The sequence below is a fragment of the Pseudomonas imrae genome (genome assembly GCF_046352735.2).
Classification (GTDB): Bacteria; Pseudomonadota; Gammaproteobacteria; order Pseudomonadales; family Pseudomonadaceae; genus Aquipseudomonas; species Aquipseudomonas imrae.
This window is the reverse complement of record NZ_CP110853.2, coordinates 4,067,037-4,083,658: the sequence shown is the minus strand read 5'-3', so window position 1 is coordinate 4,083,658 and position 16,622 is coordinate 4,067,037. Positions and strand designations below refer to the sequence as shown.

Sequence of the window (16,622 nt, the reverse complement as noted above, 5' to 3'; positions counted from 1 at the left end):
ATCTTGGGTTATCGCATCCAGATTGATGGCGGAACTTTGTTATGAAGCCCACCTTGACCGCCAAACTCCTGCAAACCCTGGGTCCATGGCGCAACGCCCCAGCCTGGCATATTGCGTTTTCCGGTGGACTCGATTCCAGCGTGCTGCTGCACCTCCTGGCCTCCCTGGCCAAAACCGAAACCCTCCCGACCCTGAGCGCCGTCCATATCCATCACGGACTGCAAGTAGCCGCCGACGCCTGGCCAAGTCATTGCCAGGCGGTATGCGACAGCCTGTCCGTGCCACTGCGCATCATGCGCGTACAGGTACAGTCCGGCGCGAGCCTTGAGCGTGCGGCCCGCGATGCGCGTTATTGGGCGTTTAACGAGGTTACCGGGGCAGGGGATGTGATGCTCACAGGCCAGCATCGCGACGATCAGGCAGAAACCCTGCTCTTCCGTCTGCTGCGTGGGGCAGGGGTTCGAGGGTTGGCGGCAATGCCTGTGTATCGCCCGCTAGTGGCGGGCCATCTGGTGCGGCCGCTGCTGGATATCGCCCGCGCAGAACTGGAAACCTACGCCCACGAGCATCAGCTCAAGTGGATCGAAGACCCGTCCAACGCCGATCCAAGGTTCTCGCGTAATTACCTGCGTCATCGTGTCTTCCCAGCATTGCAGGAGCGCTGGCCACAAGTCGTCGCCAGTCTGGCCCGTACTGCCGATCACCTGTGTGAGGCCCAAGGCCTGCTGGATGAATTGGCAGAAATGGACCTGCAAGCCGCCGATAGGCCCGCGCCGTTTCCCTGGCTGTGCTTGTCGTCATTGGCGCTGGCGCCGCTGCGTGAGCTTTCCGACGCTCGCCAGCGTAATGCCCTGCGCCATTGGCTGACTCCGCTGACCCGTTTACCCGACAGCGACCACTGGGCCGGCTGGCTTTCCCTGCGCGATGCCAAAGGCGACGCACAACCCCAGTGGCGCTTGGCTGACGGTGCTTTGCACCGTTGTGGCGAACGTATTTGGTGGCTACCTGCAACGTGGTCGGAATTCTCTGACGCATCGGTGAGCTGGCCGCATCCGCAAAACCCACTAGAGTTACCCGGTAATGGCCAGCTGAAATTTATCGGCAAAGTCCCTGAAGGCCCGTTAGTGGTCCGGTATCGTCAAGGTGGCGAAATCGTTGAAGTGCCAGGCCGGGGCCGGCGTGACCTGAAGCGTTTGCTTAACGAAAGTGGTTTGCCGGGCGTCGTCCGTGGCAGATTGCCGCTGCTGTATCAGGGTGAGCAATTGCTGGGGGTGCCCAGCCTGCCGGGACTATGGCGCGGGCCTTCTGGCGACTGGCAATTACATTGGATGCCACAGACCTGCGATCAAGGTTTGAGCTGATAGCGCCTTTCCGGTAGACTACGCTCCCTTCTTGATACAACTTCTGTGGATTCGCCTGAATCGCAGCAGTTGCCGATTACCAAGCAGTCTTTGCTGGGCGATTCCAAAAAATGTGTAGCGATCAACGTACCGGTGTTTCATTGCTGGTCTGTCACAACGCGGCGGTTTTTTTGAAAGGTGCACTGTGATTAATGCAGGTGATCGGGGGCTTCGGCCTTCCTTCGCTTTCCCCGGCGGCTCGGACCGCTTTAACGCAGACTTCTAGGGTTTTTCATGACGCGCTACATATTCGTCACGGGCGGTGTTGTTTCTTCATTGGGGAAAGGCATTGCCTCCGCTTCATTGGCGGCCATCCTGGAGGCGCGGGGACTTAAGGTCACCATGCTCAAGCTGGACCCGTACATCAACGTTGACCCGGGCACCATGAGCCCATTCCAGCACGGTGAGGTGTTCGTCACGCACGACGGCGCCGAAACCGACCTGGACCTGGGCCATTACGAGCGGTTCATCCGCACGACCATGACCCAGAACAACAACTTCACCACCGGTCGTGTCTACGAGCACGTGCTGCGCAAGGAGCGCCGTGGTGACTACCTGGGTGCAACCATCCAGGTGATCCCGCACATCACCGACGAAATCAAGCGCCGCATCATCAAGGGTGCAGGCGATGCCGACGTGGCGATGGTCGAGATCGGTGGCACCGTGGGTGACATCGAGTCGCAACCGTTCCTCGAAGCCATCCGACAGTTGCGTTTCGAAGTTGGCGCCAAGCGCGCGATGCTGATGCACCTGACCCTGGTGCCGTACATCGCTACCGCAGGTGAAACCAAAACCAAGCCTACCCAGCACTCGGTCAAGGAACTGCGTTCTATCGGCCTGCAGCCGGACGTGCTGGTTTGCCGCTCCGATCACCCGATCGACATTTCCTCGCGTCGCAAGATCGCGCAGTTCACCAACGTTGAAGAGCGTGCGGTGATTGCCCTGGAAGACGCCGACACCATCTACAAGATCCCGGGCATCCTGCATTCCCAGGGCCTGGATGATTTTGTCGTCGAGCGTTTCGGCCTGCAGTGTGGCGGTGCGGATCTGTCCGAGTGGGAAGCGGTAGTCGATGCCAAGCTCAACCCTGAGCACGAAGTCACCATCGCCATGGTCGGCAAGTACATGGAGTTGCTGGACGCCTACAAGTCGCTGATCGAAGCGATGAGTCATGCCGGTATCAGCAACCGCACCAAAGTCAACCTGCGCTACATCGACTCCGAAGACATCGAGAACCAGGGCACTGCGCTGCTCGAAGGTGTCGACGCGATCCTCGTGCCAGGCGGTTTCGGCCTGCGTGGCGTGGAAGGCAAGATCACTGCAGTGCAGTACGCTCGTGAGAACAAAGTGCCGTACCTGGGTATCTGCCTGGGCATGCAAGTGGCCGTTATCGAGTTCGCCCGTAACGTGCTGGGCTGGAAAGACGCCAACTCCACCGAGTTCGACAGCAAGAGCGGCCACCCGGTCGTGGGCTTGATCACCGAGTGGGAAGATGCCACTGGTGCTGTCGAGACCCGTACCGAAACCTCCGACCTGGGCGGCACCATGCGCCTTGGCGCGCAGGATTGCCTGCTGGAGCCGGGCTCGCTGGTTCACGATTGCTACGGCAAGGACGTGATTGTCGAGCGCCACCGTCACCGCTACGAAGTGAACAATAACCTGCTACCGCAAATCAAAGAGGCCGGCCTGAAAATCTCCGGTCGCTCCGGTGATGGTGCGCTGGTTGAAGTGGTTGAGGCCCCGGATCATCCTTGGTTCGTGGCCTGTCAGTTCCACCCTGAGTTCACTTCGACCCCGCGCGACGGCCACCCGTTGTTCAGCGGTTTCGTCAAAGCCGCACTGACGCAACATCAGAAGAAGGCGTAAACCTGATGGCCCAGAAGATCATTCGCGTAGGCAATATCGATATTGCCAACGACAAGCCCATGGTGCTGTTTGGCGGCATGAACGTGCTGGAAAGCCGCGACATGGCGATGCAGGTCTGTGAAGAGTACGTGCGCGTTACCCAGAAACTGGGTATCCCCTACGTGTTCAAGGCCAGCTTCGACAAGGCCAACCGTTCGTCCGTGACCTCCTATCGCGGCCCGGGCCTTGAAGAAGGCATGCGGATCTTCCAGGACATCAAGCAAGCCTTCGGTGTGCCGATCATCACCGACGTCCATGAGCCTGAGCAGGCTGCCGTGGTCGCCGAGGTGTGCGACATCATCCAGTTGCCGGCCTTCCTGTCGCGCCAGACCGACCTTGTGGTCGCCATGGCCAAGACCGGCGCTGTGATCAATATCAAGAAAGCTCAGTTCCTCGCGCCCCAGGAAATGAAACATATCCTGAGCAAGTGCGTGGAAGCGGGTAATGACCAGTTGATTCTCTGTGAGCGCGGTTCGAGCTTCGGCTACAACAACCTTGTAGTGGACATGCTCGGCTTCGGCATAATGAAGCAGTTCGAGTACCCGGTGTTTTTCGATGTGACCCATGCACTGCAAATGCCCGGTGGCCGCTCGGACTCTGCGGGTGGGCGTCGCGCCCAGGTAACGGATCTGGCCAAGGCTGGCATGAGCCAGTCATTGGCCGGCCTGTTCCTGGAAGCTCACCCGGATCCGGACAACGCCAAATGCGATGGTCCATGCGCGCTGCGCCTGGATAAATTGGAGCCATTCCTGGCCCAGCTCAAGCAGTTGGATGAACTGGTCAAGAGTTTTCCGACAGTAGAAACCGCGTAAGCACCATTTCTCCGGTAAACTTTCCCACGCTTTATGCTCAGGCCCGCGGGCCTGGGCCTTGTCGTCTGCAAGCCTGCCCCGTTGTTCCACCCTTGCGGTCGGTCAAAAGATTCCCTTCAGCTGCGTCGTTTTCGTCAACTTTGGAGTGTTTACAACAATGGCAAAAATCGTCGACATCAAAGGTCGTGAAGTTCTCGACTCCCGTGGCAATCCCACCGTCGAAGCCGACGTGCTTCTCGATAACGGCATCATCGGCAGCGCCTGTGCGCCGTCGGGTGCTTCCACCGGTTCCCGTGAAGCGCTGGAACTGCGTGATGGCGACAAGAGCCGCTACCTGGGCAAGGGCGTGCTCAAGGCTGTAGCCAACATCAACGGTCCGATTCGTGACCTGTTGCTGGGCAAGGACCCGCTGGACCAGAAAGCCCTGGACTTGGCGATGATCAAGCTCGACGGCACTGAAAACAAAGGCAGCCTGGGCGCCAACGCGATCCTCGCCGTGTCCCTGGCCGCCGCCAAGGCGGCTGCGCAGGACCAGGACCTGCCGCTGTATGCGCACATTGCCAACCTGAACGGCACTCCTGGCGTCTATTCGATGCCGGTCCCGATGATGAACATCATCAACGGCGGCGAGCACGCAGATAACAACGTCGACATCCAGGAATTCATGGTGCAGCCGGTCGGTGCCAAATCCTTCTCCGAAGGCCTGCGCATGGGCACCGAGATTTTCCATCACTTGAAAGCTGTGCTCAAGGCCCGTGGCCTGAGTACTGCGGTCGGTGACGAGGGTGGTTTTGCGCCGAACCTGGCGTCCAACGAAGATGCACTGAAAGTGATCTCCGAAGCGGTGGCCAACGCGGGCTATAAGCTGGGCACCGATGTGACCCTTGCCCTGGACTGCGCGGCCAGCGAATTCTACGAAGATGGCAAGTACAACCTGTCCGGCGAAGGCCAGGTATTCAACTCCGAAGGTTTTGCTGAATACCTGAAGGGCCTGACCCAGCGCTACCCGATCATCTCGATCGAAGACGGCCTGGACGAGTCCGATTGGGACGGCTGGAAAATCCTCACCGACAAGATCGGCGAGAACGTCCAATTGGTGGGCGACGACCTGTTCGTGACCAACACCAAGATCCTGAAAGAAGGCATCGACAAGAAGATCGCCAACTCGATCCTGATCAAGTTCAACCAGATCGGCACCCTGACCGAAACCCTGGAAGCCATCCAAATGGCCAAGGCTGCGGGCTACACCGCCGTGATCTCCCACCGCTCCGGTGAAACCGAAGACTCGACCATTGCCGACCTGGCCGTGGGCACCTCGGCAGGCCAGATCAAGACCGGTTCCCTGTGCCGTTCCGATCGCGTCTCCAAGTACAACCAATTGCTGCGTATTGAAGAGCAACTGGGCGGTAAAGCCAAATACAATGGCCGTGGCGAGTTTCGCGGCTGAGTAGTTGGTGGTAAAAGACAGCAGGTGATGTCGGAAAAAAAGACGCGATACGTCGAATTTTCCCACTAATCTGATGCCTATCAAGCACAAGCCTGGTTCTTCCAGGCTTCGTGCTATCAGTTGCTTCAAAAGTTTTGCGTGGCTGTCTTTTTTCACTGGAAACCCGATATTCGATGCGCAGTCCCAATTGGTTGTTCCTCGTCTTGCTCTTGTTGCTGGCTGGCCTGCAATACCGCCTATGGGTGGGCAATGGCAGCTTGGCGCAAGTTACCGACCTGACCCAGCAAATTGCCGAGCAGCACGCCGAAAACGAGCGTCTGCTGGAGCGCAATCGCGTGCTCGATGCGGAGGTGCTTGAATTGAAAAAAGGCATGGAGACCGTTGAAGAGCGGGCTCGCCATGAACTGGGCATGGTCAAGGAGGGCGAAACCCTCTACCAGTTGGCCCAATGAATTCCTGTTTGCCGGCCTTCTGGGCTGTGATTCCTGCCGCGGGCGTCGGTGCACGTATGGCTGCGGACCGTCCCAAGCAATATTTGCTACTGGGCGGGCGCACTATTCTCGAACACAGCCTCGGCTGTTTTCTCGATCATCCAGCCCTGAAGGGCCTGGTGGTCAGTCTTGCTGCTGATGATCCTTACTGGCCTGGCCTGGCGTGTGCCGGCGATCTGCGAATTGCGCGCGTGGACGGCGGCGGCGAGCGCTCCGGCTCGGTGCTCAATGCGTTGCTGCATTTGCACGCTCAGGGCGCTGGCGATGAAGACTGGGTGTTGGTCCATGATGCGGCACGGCCCAATTTGAGCCGTGAGGACTTGGACAGGCTTTTGTCAGAGCTTTCGGATGATCCTGTCGGTGGTTTGCTGGCGGTGCCGGCACGGGACACCCTCAAGCGTGTGGATAAGCACGGACGGGTGGTGGAGACAGTTGATCGTAGCCTGATCTGGCAGGCCTACACGCCGCAGATGTTTCGTCTGGGCGCCTTGCACCGGGCGCTGGCTGACAGTCTGGTGGCAGATGCAGTAATCACTGACGAAGCCTCGGCCATGGAGTGGTCCGGCCAGGCCCCGCGCCTGATTGAAGGGCGCTCGGACAATATCAAGGTCACCCGGCCGGAGGATCTTGAGTGGCTCAGGTTGCGGTGGGCGAATCGCAGGTAGGCTCTGGACGCAAGCCAGGTCCGACACTCCAGATCATCCGCCATACTCCGGCCGCTCGGCCAACCCCGCTTTCAGAAAATCCACCAGCTTGCGGACTTTCGGTGACAAGTGCCGCTGCTGTGGATACAGCGCCCACACCGCCGTATTCGGTGGCTGATGGGCTTCGAGCAATGACACTAGTGCTGCGCTCTGCAGATGTTCAAGTACGTAATAGTCCGGCAACTGACACAACCCTACCCCTTGCAGTGCTGCATCCAAAACCGCTTGCCCACTGTTGCAGCGCCAGTTTCCCTGCACGCGCTGGGAAAACTCTCGTCCGTCCTGCGCCAATTGCCAAATATCCGAGCTGCCAATCAAACAGTTGTGGCGGCTCAGTTCCGACAAGCTATGTGGCCGTCCATATCGCTCAAGGTAGGAGGGGGACGCGCAAAGGTACATGCGCCGGGGCGCCAGGCGGCTGGCCACCATTCGCGAGTCTTGCAGGCGCCCCAGGCGAATCGCCAAGTCCAGGCCTTCATGTACCAGGTCAAGTTGGCGGTTGCTCAGTTCTATATCGACGCGTAGCTGCGGGTAAAGCCCCATAAAGCGTGTCACCAGTGGCACGATAAACCGTTCGCCATAGGCCACGGCGCAGGTCATGCGCAGCATGCCCTTGGGTTCGCTAGTCAGGTCGCCGACCGCTCTCAAGGCTTCTTCGCGGCCATCCTGCAAACGTTGGCAATGCTGCAGGAAGGTTTGCCCGGCCTCGGTCAGCGCGACCCGGCGGGTGCTGCGATAAAGCAAGCGGGTTTGCAGGCGCTCTTCAAGCCGTACGATTTGCCGACTGATGTGGGAGGACGACACGCCAAGGCGTTCGGCTGCGGCGGTGAACTGGCTGCACTCGGCGACGGCGACGAACTCATCGATGCCTTCCCAGCGATTCTCGGACATCAGGATTATCCCTGTGTGGCAATAATGTTTTGCTTTTGCCTCGATTATTCATCGTAACCGGCTGTATTACACTCCCTGTCTCGTTTTTATTCACTGGAGAGTCAGCATGATCAAGTCGCGCGCCGCCGTTGCCTTCGAGGCCAAAAAGCCGCTGGAAATCGTTGAAGTCGATGTCGCCATGCCCAAGGCCGGTGAAGTTCTGTTGCGCGTCGTGGCCTCCGGTGTTTGCCACACCGATGCCTACACCCTATCGGGCGCCGACCCGGAAGGTATCTTCCCTTCGATCCTTGGCCATGAAGGCGGCGCAGTGGTCGAGGCCATTGGCGAGGGCGTGACTTCGGTGGCGGTGGGCGATCACGTGATCCCGCTGTACACCCCGGAATGCGGCAAATGCAAATTCTGCCTGTCGGGCAAGACCAACCTGTGCCAGGCGATTCGCGCGACCCAGGGCAAAGGCTTGATGCCTGATGGCACCACGCGTTTTTCTTACAAGGGGCAGCCGATTTTCCATTACATGGGTACCTCGACTTTTTCCGAGTACACCGTGCTGCCGGAAATTTCCGTCGCCAAAATTCCTAAAGAAGCGCCGCTGGAAAAAGTCTGCCTGCTCGGTTGCGGCGTCACCACTGGCATCGGTGCGGTGATCAATACAGCCAAGGTCAAGCCGGGTGACACTGTTGCCATCTTTGGCTTGGGCGGGATTGGTTTGTCGGCGGTGATCGGTGCGGTGAAAGCCAAGGCCGGCCGTATCATTGCCATTGATATCAACCCGGCCAAGTTTGAGATTGCCAAGCAACTGGGGGCTACGGACTGCGTAAACCCGAAAGACTTCGACCGTCCGATTCAGGAAGTCATCGTCGACATGACCGATGGCGGCGTGGACTTTTCCTTCGAGTGCATCGGCAATGTGCACCTGATGCGTGCGGCCCTTGAGTGCTGCCATAAGGGTTGGGGTGAGTCGGTGATCATCGGTGTTGCCGGCGCCGGTCAGGAGATCGCGACCCGTCCGTTCCAGTTGGTCACCGGGCGCGTCTGGCGTGGCTCGGCTTTCGGTGGCGTGCGTGGGCGCAGCGAGTTGCCAAGCTATGTGGAAATGGCTCAGAGCGGCGAAATCCCGCTGGATACGTTCATCACCCACACCATGGGTCTGGAAGATATCAATAAGGCCTTTGATTTGATGCATGAAGGCAAAAGCATTCGTACCGTCATCCACTTCTGACAGAGCAGCGGCAAGCTACAAGCTTCAAGCTGCAGGTGAACGCGCTTCACTTGCAGCTTGAAGCTTGCAACTTGAGGCTGGGAGATTCCCATGACCTTGGAAAATATTTCTTGCCAGAAAAGTTTTGGCGGCTGGCATAAGCGTTACAGGCACAGCTCCCAGGTGCTGGGCTGCGATATGACCTTTGCGGTCTATCTGCCACCGCAAGCCGAGCAGGGCGGCAAACTGCCGGTGTTGTACTGGCTGTCGGGGCTGACCTGTACAGATGAGAACTTCATGCACAAGGCCGGTGCACAGCGCATGGCCGCCGAGCTGGGGTTGATTATCGTGGCGCCGGACACCAGCCCCCGCGGGCCCGGCGTGCCGGGTGATCCGGACAAGGCGTGGGATTTCGGCCTGGGCGCCGGTTTCTATCTGAATGCCACGCAGGAACCGTGGGCCAAGCACTATCGGATGCATGACTACGTGGTGCAGGAATTGCCGGCGTTGGTTGAGGCGCATTTCCCCGCATCGGATAAACGCGGCATCAGCGGTCATTCCATGGGTGGCCACGGCGCGCTGGTGTGTGCCTTGCGCAACCCGGGGCGTTACCTGTCGGTGTCGGCGTTTTCGCCAATCAATAATCCGATGGATTGTCCCTGGGGCCAGAAAGCCTTTTCCCGTTATCTGGGCGAAGAGCGTTCGAAGTGGCGCGAGTGGGATGCGTGCGTGTTGATCAGCGAGGCCGCGGAAAAGCTGCCATTGCTGGTGGACCAGGGCGATCGCGACGATTTCCTCGCCGTGCAGCTCAAGCCCGAAGCCTTGCAGCAAGCGGCCAAAGCCGCTGGTCACCCACTGGAGCTACGTCTGCAGCCGGGCTATGACCACAGCTACTTCTTTATCGCCAGCTTCATTGATGACCATTTGCGACATCATGGACATGCTTTGCTCGGTTAATGTGAGGCAAAAGTAGGTAGAATCACGCCCTGAATTAAATCGGGGCGTTTTTTTATGCGTATTGGCCACGGCTATGATGTGCATCGTTTCGCCGAAGGCGACTTCATCACCCTGGGCGGTGTACGGATCGCACACCACCAAGGGTTGCTGGCTCATTCCGACGGTGACGTTGTCTTGCATGCCTTGAGCGATGCTTTGCTCGGCGCAGCGGCGTTGGGGGATATCGGCAAACACTTTCCGGATACCGATCCCACTTTCAAGGGGGCGGACAGCCGCATGCTGTTGCGCCACGTGGTCGGCCTGATCCATGCCAAGGGCTGGAAGGTGGGCAATGTCGATAACACTATCGTCGCCCAGGCGCCAAAGATGGCCCCGCATATTGAATCGATGCGCGTATTGATTGCCGCGGACCTGCAAATAGAACTGGATCAAGTGAACGTGAAAGCCACCACCACCGAGAAACTCGGCTTTACCGGGCGTGAAGAGGGCATTGCCGTCCATTCCGTTGCCTTGTTGCTGCGCGCATGAACGATCTGCAACTGTTGGGCCCGCGGGCCTATGGCAATGCACTTGGCAGTGCGGTACTGAAGGCAACTGCCGAAGACTTTCAGGTTGATGAAGTGCTGGATATCCCGCTGTCCGGCGAAGGTGAACACTTATGGCTGTGGGTGGAAAAGCGCGGGCTGAACACTGAGGAAGCCGCGCGGCGCATTGCCAAGGCTGCCGGCGTGCCATTGCGCACCGTTAGCTATGCGGGCCTCAAGGACCGGCAGGCGCTGACCCGCCAGTGGTTCAGCGTGCAGCTACCGGGCAAGGCTGATCCAGACCTGAGCGGGGCGCAAGACGATTCCCTCAGGATCCTGAAAGTTGCCCGCCATAAGCGCAAGTTGCAGCGCGGTGCGCATTCGGCCAACGGTTTTACCTTGCGCCTGACCCAGTTGACTGGCGATAGCGCCGCCATTGATGCTCGCCTGCAACTGATTGCCCGGCACGGCGTTCCCAATTATTTTGGTTCCCAGCGTTTTGGTCATAATGGCGGCAACGTCGTCGATGCTCGTGACTGGGCTGCGCGCAAGGCCCTGCCGGAGCAACGCAACGTGCGTTCGCGGCTGTTGTCGACCGCCCGCAGTTTTCTATTCAATAAAGTGCTGGCGGCGCGGGTAACCGATGGTTCATGGCAGCGCGCCCAAGTCGGTGACTTGCTGGCGTTTACCGACAGCCGCAGCTTTTTCCCGGCGGGAGAAGCCGAGTGCAGCGACCCACGCCTGTCTATCCTTGATCTGCACCCCACCGGGCCGCAGTGGGGGGAGGGTGATTCGCCTGCCGGCGGCGCGACCCATGAGCTGGAGCAAACCATCGCAGCGAGTGAGGCAGATCTGCGTGACTGGCTGGTCAATGCCGGAATGAGCCAGGAACGTCGCATTCTGCGACTGCCCATTGGCGGGTTGACGTGGCATTATCCCGAACCTGACATTCTGCAATTGGAATTCGTCCTGCCGGCCGGATGCTTCGCCACTGTATTGGTGCGCGAGCTTGTTGATCTGGTGCCGGTGGGGCAGACGGACAGCCCATGCGTATTCTGATATCAAACGACGACGGGGTCACAGCACCCGGCCTTGCCGCGCTTCATGCTGCGCTGGTGGACTACGCCGAATGCGTGGTGGTTGCCCCGGACCAGGACAAAAGTGGTGCCAGCAGTTCGCTGACGCTCGATCGTCCGTTGCACCCACAGGTTTTGCCTAATGGCTTTGTCAGCGTTAACGGCACTCCGACCGATTGTGTCCACCTGGCGATCAACACCCTTCTGGCGCAGGAACCGGACCTAGTGGTTTCGGGTATCAACCTGGGTGCCAACCTGGGTGATGACGTGTTGTATTCCGGAACGGTGGCTGCGGCGCTTGAAGGACGTTTCCTGGGTCGGACTTCGTTTGCCTTTTCGCTAGCCTCCCGGCAAGTGGACAACCTGCCGACGGCGGTCTATTTCGCCCGCAAGCTGGTAGAGGCCCATCACACTCTGGACCTGCCACCGCGCACGGTGCTCAACGTCAATATCCCCAATCTTCCCCTGGACCATATTCGCGGCATCCAGCTGACTCGCCTTGGCCATCGTGCCCGTGCGGCGGCACCGCTGAAAGTCGTCGATCCCCGTGGAAAGGAAGGCTATTGGATCGCCGCCGCCGGCGATGCCGAGGACGGCGGGCCGGGCACGGACTTCCATGCGGTGATGCAAGGTTATGTCTCGATTACCCCGTTGCAGCTCGATCGCACCTTCAGTGATGCCTTCAATAGTCTCGATGGCTGGCTGGAGGGGTTGCGCTGATGGCTCGTGAACAAGACGACCTGCTGCGCCGAGGCATCGGCATGACTTCCCAGCGCACCCGCGAGCGATTGATCCAGCGGCTGTACGAGGAGGGCTTGTCCAACGCCCAAGTGCTGGAAGTCATTCGTCGCACCCCGCGGCATCTATTCGTTGATGAAGCTCTGGCGCACCGCGCCTATGAAGACACGGCGCTGCCCATCGGCCACAACCAGACCATCTCCCAGCCCTATATGGTGGCGCGGATGAGTGAGCTGTTGCTGGCCGCAGGTCCCTTGGACAAGGTGCTGGAGATCGGCACCGGCTCGGGCTACCAGACGGCGGTGCTGTCGCAACTGGTAGAGCGGGTCTTTTCCGTCGAGCGGATCAAGGTCTTGCAAGATCGGGCCAAGGAGCGCCTGGTTGAGCTGAACCTGCGCAATGTGGTCTTTCGCTGGGGAGACGGCTGGGAAGGCTGGCCGGCGCTGGCGCCTTACAATGGCATCATCGTCACGGCCGTGGCTACCGATGTGCCCCAGGCACTGTTGGACCAGTTGGCTCCGGGCGGTCGCCTGGTGATTCCGGTAGGGTCCGGTGAGGTGCAGCAACTGATGCTGATCGTTCGCGAGGAAGAAGGTTTTTCCCGGCATGTTCTGGGCGCGGTGCGTTTTGTTCCGCTGCTTAATGGTCCGCTGGCTTGATCATTTGATTGGGTGTACTGAATTCTATCGTCGGGCATGTGTCATACAGCGAAGTCGGTTGAGTCAACATGATCATGCCAATTGGCAAACAAGATGAATTTTTCGTTTCTAAGTTGTTGCCAGTTAAAGTTCGGCATCCAGTTATACTTGCCTCATATTTCAAGCCTGTCACAGGCGTTCATGTTCAGCCACCACAAAGGGAGCGGCGGGTGAGTCTCACGGTCATTGCGCAGCGTATGAGTAAAAACAGCTTTCAGCGACTGGTGATTGGCCTTGTCTTGAGTTCATTGTTGGCGGCTTGCTCGAGCACGCCGAACGGTGGGGCGCGGGTCATTGATCGCAACACGCCACAAAGACCGACCGTCACCACTGGGCAATATGTGGTGCGCAAGGGCGATACGTTGTTCTCGATTGCCTTCCGTTACGGCTGGGATTACAAGGCTCTAGCGGCTCGTAACAACATTCCCGTGCCGTATACGATACACCCGGGTCAAGCCATTCGTTTCGATGGGCGCACCGGCTCAAGGCCTACGGCAGTAGTGACAAAGTCCGGTTCGTCGGCGTCGTCATCCAGCAAAACCACCATCATTACTAGGCCTGCAGGCACTGCAACATCAACGGTTGCGAAAAAGCCAGCACCCGCGCCGTTGCCACCTGCCGGGCCCGGACCAAGCGGTTGGGGGTGGCCTTCAAATGGCATCCTGATTGGAAAATTCTCTTCAAACGGTAGTTTGAATAAAGGCATTGATATCGCCGGGGATTTGGGACAGCCTGTTTTGGCTGCGTCAAATGGGACAGTGGTGTACGCCGGGAGTGGTTTACGGGGCTACGGCGAGCTGATCATCATCAAACACAGCGATACCTACGTCAGTGCCTACGGTCATAACCGCAGGTTGTTGGTTCGGGAGGGGCAGCAGGTCAAGGTCGGGCAGACGATTGCCGAGATGGGTTCGACGGGTACAGATCGGGTGAAACTTCACTTTGAGATTCGCCGCCAAGGTAAACCTGTTGATCCACTGCAATTCTTACCCCGTCGTTGATGTGTTGCCAGCCTGTTCCCTCACGTAGAAGGAACAGGCTCCAGCGTTGCCAAGGATAAAGGCGTCGCTTGAGCTTGAGGTCGAACTCACCAAAGGACTATAACAATGGCTCTCAGTAAAGAAGCGCCGGAGTTTGACATCGACGATGAGGTTCTCCTTATGGAGACCGGCATCGAGACGGATTCGATGTTGAATGAGGGGCCTGCTGTACCTCCAGTTCGCACCAAATCCAAAAACTCCCCCGCGTTAAAACAGCACAAATATATTGATTACACCCGAGCGCTCGATGCGACTCAGTTGTACCTCAATGAAATCGGTTTTTCCCCTCTACTCACCCCCGAAGAAGAAGTCTATTTTGCGCGGTTGTCGCAAAAAGGCGATCCGGCGGGGCGCAAGCGCATGATTGAAAGTAACTTGCGGCTGGTGGTGAAGATCGCCCGGCGCTACGTCAATCGTGGGCTTTCCCTGTTGGACCTGATCGAAGAGGGCAACCTCGGCTTGATTCGCGCCGTGGAGAAATTCGACCCCGAGCGGGGTTTCCGATTCTCGACCTATGCCACGTGGTGGATCCGCCAGACCATCGAACGGGCGATCATGAACCAGACCCGGACCATCCGGCTGCCGATTCATGTGGTCAAGGAGCTCAACGTATACCTGCGGGCGGCACGTGAGCTGACACAAAAACTCGATCATGAGCCTTCACCGGAAGAAATCGCCAACCTGCTGGAAAAACCTGTAGGGGAGGTCAAGCGCATGCTGGGCCTCAACGAGCGAGTCTCTTCGGTGGATGTCTCGTTGGGGCCGGACTCGGATAAAACCCTCCTGGATACCCTGACCGATGATCGTCCAACAGATCCCTGCGAACTGTTGCAGGACGATGACCTGTCACAAAGCATCGATCAGTGGCTTTCAGAGCTGACAGACAAGCAGCGCGAAGTGGTGATACGCCGCTTTGGCTTGCGCGGCCATGAGAGCAGCACGCTGGAAGATGTCGGCCTGGAGATCGGCTTGACCCGCGAGCGGGTACGTCAGATCCAGGTGGAGGGTCTCAAGCGCCTACGTGAGATCCTTGAGAAGAACGGCTTGTCGAGTGAGTCGTTGTTCCAGTAGCGATGCATCTTTAATGCTTGAGTGTGGGAGGAGGCTTATTCCCGATAGCTGTGGTAGTCGCCAGATGTATCGACTGACCCACCGTTATCGGGAGTAAGCCTCCTCCCACATTTTTTCAGGTGTTCCCGAAATCCAGGCATAAAAAAACCCCGCTTTTAAGGGCGGGGTCTTTTCGACTAAGTCAGTACAAGTTAGATAACTTGAACTTCTTCAGCTTGCATGCCTTTCTGACCGCGGGTAGCGATGAAAGAAACCTGTTGGCCTTCTTTCAGGCTTTTGAAGCCGTCGGATTGGATAGCTTTGAAGTGAACGAACAGGTCGTCACCGGATTGTGGAGTGATGAAGCCGAAGCCTTTTTCATCGTTGAACCACTTAACGGTACCAGTTTGGCGATTAGACATGGTGTAACTCCTTGAACAAAGTTAACTGCGACTCAGGAAAAGCCCTGGCCGAGACTGAGTGCAAAGAGCAGGAAAAATTCTTGGAGATGGTTGGATCGAAATTCAACATATCGTGTAGAGATTCTCAGTGACACAAGCAGCACAGTGGCGCCACCTTAACCCTTTTTCCGGAACGTGCCAATGGTATTTCCTAAGGTTTCTCTATTTTCGTGACTGGCGGTGCCCTTTTTCGACGTTGCCAATGTGAAATAAAGGCGCGACCCAGCTGTGCGGCGGTGGCTGGACCGCTGCGCTGATCAAGAAAACCCCCGGGTTCCTTTGAACCAAGAGGCCAGCCCCGGTAAGATGCCCAACAGAATTTACCACCTCGCTATTCAGGACACCCGCCATGAGCATCAAATCGGACAAGTGGATTCGCCGCATGGCGCAAGAGCACGGCATGATCGAACCTTTCGTAGAGCGCCAGATGCGCGGCGAAGGCGCCGAGAGGCTGATTTCGTTCGGGGTTTCCAGCTACGGTTACGATGTACGTTGCGCCGATGAGTTCAAGGTCTTCACCAATATCAATTCGGCCACTGTCGATCCGAAAAACTTCGACGAAAAAAGCTTCGTCGACGTCAAGAGCGACGTATGTATCATCCCGCCAAACTCATTTGCGCTGGCGCGTACTGTCGAGTTCTTCCGTATTCCCCGTAATGTTCTGACCATCTGCCTGGGTAAGAGCACTTATGCGCGTTGCGGCATTATCGTCAATGTCACCCCGCTTGAGCCCGAGTGGGAGGGGCACGTGACCCTGGAGTTCTCCAACACCACCACCTTGCCGGCGAAAATCTACGCCAACGAAGGCGTGGCACAGATGCTGTTCTTTGAGTCCGATGAAGAGTGTGAAGTCTCCTACAAGGACCGTGGCGGCAAGTATCAGGGCCAGCGCGGCGTCACTCTCCCACGCACTTGATCGGAAGGTCCTACGCCTCAAGGGAATTTGTCAGCGGGCAGGCACTCTATTGAGCGTACTGCCCCGAATCGTGCAAAACGATACGGGCCACGCTTGAGGAGTCCCTTATGAAGCTCGATCCGCGAATCAACGCCGAACTTGCACGGCTTGAACCCAACCAGGTTGGCGTTCTGGCGTGGTCCCTGATGGCTGATCCCGCCGCTGGCGGTATCCCCGGCCAGCCCGAACCTGACTATCCCCAGCCTGCTGAGCCTGGCGAGCCCGTGCTTCCGGATGAGCCGCCGCCCGCGCCAGTGGCGTGATGTTTGTGAATG

18 protein-coding genes are annotated in these 16,622 nt (G+C 58.2%); 16 read left to right on the top strand and 2 right to left on the bottom strand.

From position 1 onward, the window contains the following. Positions 1-41: 41 nt before the first annotated feature. The 6 genes from tilS to ispD all read left to right on the top strand — a co-directional run bounded on the left by tilS (position 42) and on the right by ispD (position 6,720). The gene (tilS, locus tag OQ460_RS18565) at positions 42-1,361 is read left to right on the top strand and encodes a tRNA lysidine(34) synthetase TilS (RefSeq protein WP_410018839.1); all 1,320 of its coding nucleotides are present in this window, start codon (positions 42-44) and stop codon (positions 1,359-1,361) included. Positions 1,362-1,634: 273 nt separating this feature from the next. Then, positions 1,635-3,266, top strand: a complete 1,632-nt coding sequence (locus OQ460_RS18560) for a CTP synthase (protein ID WP_410018838.1) — start codon at positions 1,635-1,637, stop codon at positions 3,264-3,266. A gap of 5 nt (positions 3,267-3,271) precedes the next feature. Next, positions 3,272-4,117 (top strand): 3-deoxy-8-phosphooctulonate synthase, encoded by an 846-nt coding sequence (kdsA, locus tag OQ460_RS18555; protein WP_410018837.1) that lies wholly within the window; start codon positions 3,272-3,274, stop codon positions 4,115-4,117. 157 nt (positions 4,118-4,274) lie between these two features. Next, positions 4,275-5,564 (top strand): phosphopyruvate hydratase, encoded by a 1,290-nt coding sequence (gene eno, locus OQ460_RS18550; RefSeq protein WP_410018836.1) that lies wholly within the window; start codon positions 4,275-4,277, stop codon positions 5,562-5,564. A 173-nt stretch (positions 5,565-5,737) separates the two neighbouring features. Beyond that, complete coding sequence (gene ftsB / locus OQ460_RS18545) at positions 5,738-6,016, top strand: cell division protein FtsB (RefSeq protein WP_410018835.1); 279 nt, start codon at positions 5,738-5,740, stop codon at positions 6,014-6,016. Beyond that, on the top strand, positions 6,013-6,720 hold the full coding sequence (gene ispD, locus OQ460_RS18540; RefSeq protein ID WP_410018834.1) for a 2-C-methyl-D-erythritol 4-phosphate cytidylyltransferase: 708 nt from the start codon (positions 6,013-6,015) through the stop codon (positions 6,718-6,720). The genes ftsB and ispD overlap by 4 nt, the downstream gene beginning before the upstream one ends. A gap of 33 nt (positions 6,721-6,753) precedes the next feature. Here the strand turns inward: ispD and OQ460_RS18535 are convergent, their stop codons facing one another. After that, positions 6,754-7,650 carry a LysR substrate-binding domain-containing protein gene (locus OQ460_RS18535; RefSeq protein ID WP_410018833.1) on the bottom strand — a complete coding sequence of 299 codons (897 nt, stop codon included), beginning with the start codon at positions 7,648-7,650 and terminating at the stop codon, positions 6,754-6,756. 106 nt (positions 7,651-7,756) lie between these two features. Between OQ460_RS18535 and OQ460_RS18530 the strand changes: the two genes are divergently transcribed. The 8 genes from OQ460_RS18530 (at position 7,757) to rpoS (ending at position 14,952) form a co-directional block, all read left to right on the top strand. Continuing rightward, positions 7,757-8,869, top strand: a complete 1,113-nt coding sequence (locus tag OQ460_RS18530; protein WP_410018832.1) for an S-(hydroxymethyl)glutathione dehydrogenase/class III alcohol dehydrogenase — start codon at positions 7,757-7,759, stop codon at positions 8,867-8,869. A 90-nt stretch (positions 8,870-8,959) separates the two neighbouring features. Then, complete coding sequence (fghA, locus tag OQ460_RS18525; RefSeq protein WP_410018831.1) at positions 8,960-9,805, top strand: S-formylglutathione hydrolase; 846 nt, start codon at positions 8,960-8,962, stop codon at positions 9,803-9,805. A 54-nt stretch (positions 9,806-9,859) separates the two neighbouring features. Continuing rightward, positions 9,860-10,333 (top strand): 2-C-methyl-D-erythritol 2,4-cyclodiphosphate synthase, encoded by a 474-nt coding sequence (gene ispF / locus OQ460_RS18520; RefSeq protein ID WP_410018830.1) that lies wholly within the window; start codon positions 9,860-9,862, stop codon positions 10,331-10,333. Next, entirely contained in the window at positions 10,330-11,388 is a 1,059-nt protein-coding gene (gene truD / locus OQ460_RS18515) for a tRNA pseudouridine(13) synthase TruD (RefSeq protein WP_410018829.1), read from the top strand. The genes ispF and truD overlap by 4 nt, the downstream gene beginning before the upstream one ends. Further along, on the top strand, positions 11,376-12,125 hold the full coding sequence (gene surE, locus OQ460_RS18510) for a 5'/3'-nucleotidase SurE (protein ID WP_410018828.1): 750 nt from the start codon (positions 11,376-11,378) through the stop codon (positions 12,123-12,125). Before truD ends, surE begins: the two co-directional genes overlap by 13 nt. A 41-nt stretch (positions 12,126-12,166) precedes the next feature. Then, positions 12,167-12,802 carry a protein-L-isoaspartate(D-aspartate) O-methyltransferase gene (locus OQ460_RS18505; RefSeq protein WP_169865481.1) on the top strand — a complete coding sequence of 212 codons (636 nt, stop codon included), beginning with the start codon at positions 12,167-12,169 and terminating at the stop codon, positions 12,800-12,802. A 209-nt stretch (positions 12,803-13,011) separates the two neighbouring features. Then, positions 13,012-13,842 carry a peptidoglycan DD-metalloendopeptidase family protein gene (locus OQ460_RS18500; protein WP_410022049.1) on the top strand — a complete coding sequence of 277 codons (831 nt, stop codon included), beginning with the start codon at positions 13,012-13,014 and terminating at the stop codon, positions 13,840-13,842. Between the two features lie 105 nt (positions 13,843-13,947). Then, a complete protein-coding gene (gene rpoS / locus OQ460_RS18495; RefSeq protein ID WP_410018827.1) occupies positions 13,948-14,952 on the top strand; it encodes an RNA polymerase sigma factor RpoS in 1,005 nt (334 codons plus the stop codon). A 191-nt stretch (positions 14,953-15,143) separates the two neighbouring features. Here the strand turns inward: rpoS and OQ460_RS18490 are convergent, their stop codons facing one another. Beyond that, complete coding sequence (locus tag OQ460_RS18490; RefSeq protein ID WP_002554837.1) at positions 15,144-15,353, bottom strand: cold-shock protein; 210 nt, start codon at positions 15,351-15,353, stop codon at positions 15,144-15,146. A 388-nt stretch (positions 15,354-15,741) separates the two neighbouring features. Here OQ460_RS18490 and dcd point away from each other — a divergent pair, with 388 nt between their 5' ends. Both dcd and OQ460_RS18480 read left to right on the top strand, forming a co-directional pair. Continuing rightward, positions 15,742-16,308: a dCTP deaminase gene (dcd, locus tag OQ460_RS18485; RefSeq protein WP_003219273.1), complete on the top strand. Its 567-nt coding sequence runs from the start codon at positions 15,742-15,744 to the stop codon at positions 16,306-16,308. A gap of 107 nt (positions 16,309-16,415) precedes the next feature. Beyond that, positions 16,416-16,610 carry a hypothetical protein gene (locus OQ460_RS18480; protein ID WP_410018826.1) on the top strand — a complete coding sequence of 65 codons (195 nt, stop codon included), beginning with the start codon at positions 16,416-16,418 and terminating at the stop codon, positions 16,608-16,610. Positions 16,611-16,622 lie beyond the last annotated feature (12 nt).

Coding starts and splice junctions, on each gene's coding strand:
- tilS (WP_410018839.1), top strand. CDS start 42: ATGAAGCCCACCTTGACCGCCAAACTCCTGCAAACCCTGGGTCCATGG.
- OQ460_RS18560 (WP_410018838.1), top strand. CDS start 1,635: ATGACGCGCTACATATTCGTCACGGGCGGTGTTGTTTCTTCATTGGGG.
- kdsA (WP_410018837.1), top strand. CDS start 3,272: ATGGCCCAGAAGATCATTCGCGTAGGCAATATCGATATTGCCAACGAC.
- eno (WP_410018836.1), top strand. CDS start 4,275: ATGGCAAAAATCGTCGACATCAAAGGTCGTGAAGTTCTCGACTCCCGT.
- ftsB (WP_410018835.1), top strand. CDS start 5,738: ATGCGCAGTCCCAATTGGTTGTTCCTCGTCTTGCTCTTGTTGCTGGCT.
- ispD (WP_410018834.1), top strand. CDS start 6,013: ATGAATTCCTGTTTGCCGGCCTTCTGGGCTGTGATTCCTGCCGCGGGC.
- OQ460_RS18535 (WP_410018833.1), bottom strand. CDS start 7,650: ATGTCCGAGAATCGCTGGGAAGGCATCGATGAGTTCGTCGCCGTCGCC.
- OQ460_RS18530 (WP_410018832.1), top strand. CDS start 7,757: ATGATCAAGTCGCGCGCCGCCGTTGCCTTCGAGGCCAAAAAGCCGCTG.
- fghA (WP_410018831.1), top strand. CDS start 8,960: ATGACCTTGGAAAATATTTCTTGCCAGAAAAGTTTTGGCGGCTGGCAT.
- ispF (WP_410018830.1), top strand. CDS start 9,860: ATGCGTATTGGCCACGGCTATGATGTGCATCGTTTCGCCGAAGGCGAC.
- truD (WP_410018829.1), top strand. CDS start 10,330: ATGAACGATCTGCAACTGTTGGGCCCGCGGGCCTATGGCAATGCACTT.
- surE (WP_410018828.1), top strand. CDS start 11,376: ATGCGTATTCTGATATCAAACGACGACGGGGTCACAGCACCCGGCCTT.
- OQ460_RS18505 (WP_169865481.1), top strand. CDS start 12,167: ATGACTTCCCAGCGCACCCGCGAGCGATTGATCCAGCGGCTGTACGAG.
- rpoS (WP_410018827.1), top strand. CDS start 13,948: ATGGCTCTCAGTAAAGAAGCGCCGGAGTTTGACATCGACGATGAGGTT.
- OQ460_RS18490 (WP_002554837.1), bottom strand. CDS start 15,353: ATGTCTAATCGCCAAACTGGTACCGTTAAGTGGTTCAACGATGAAAAA.
- dcd (WP_003219273.1), top strand. CDS start 15,742: ATGAGCATCAAATCGGACAAGTGGATTCGCCGCATGGCGCAAGAGCAC.
- OQ460_RS18480 (WP_410018826.1), top strand. CDS start 16,416: ATGAAGCTCGATCCGCGAATCAACGCCGAACTTGCACGGCTTGAACCC.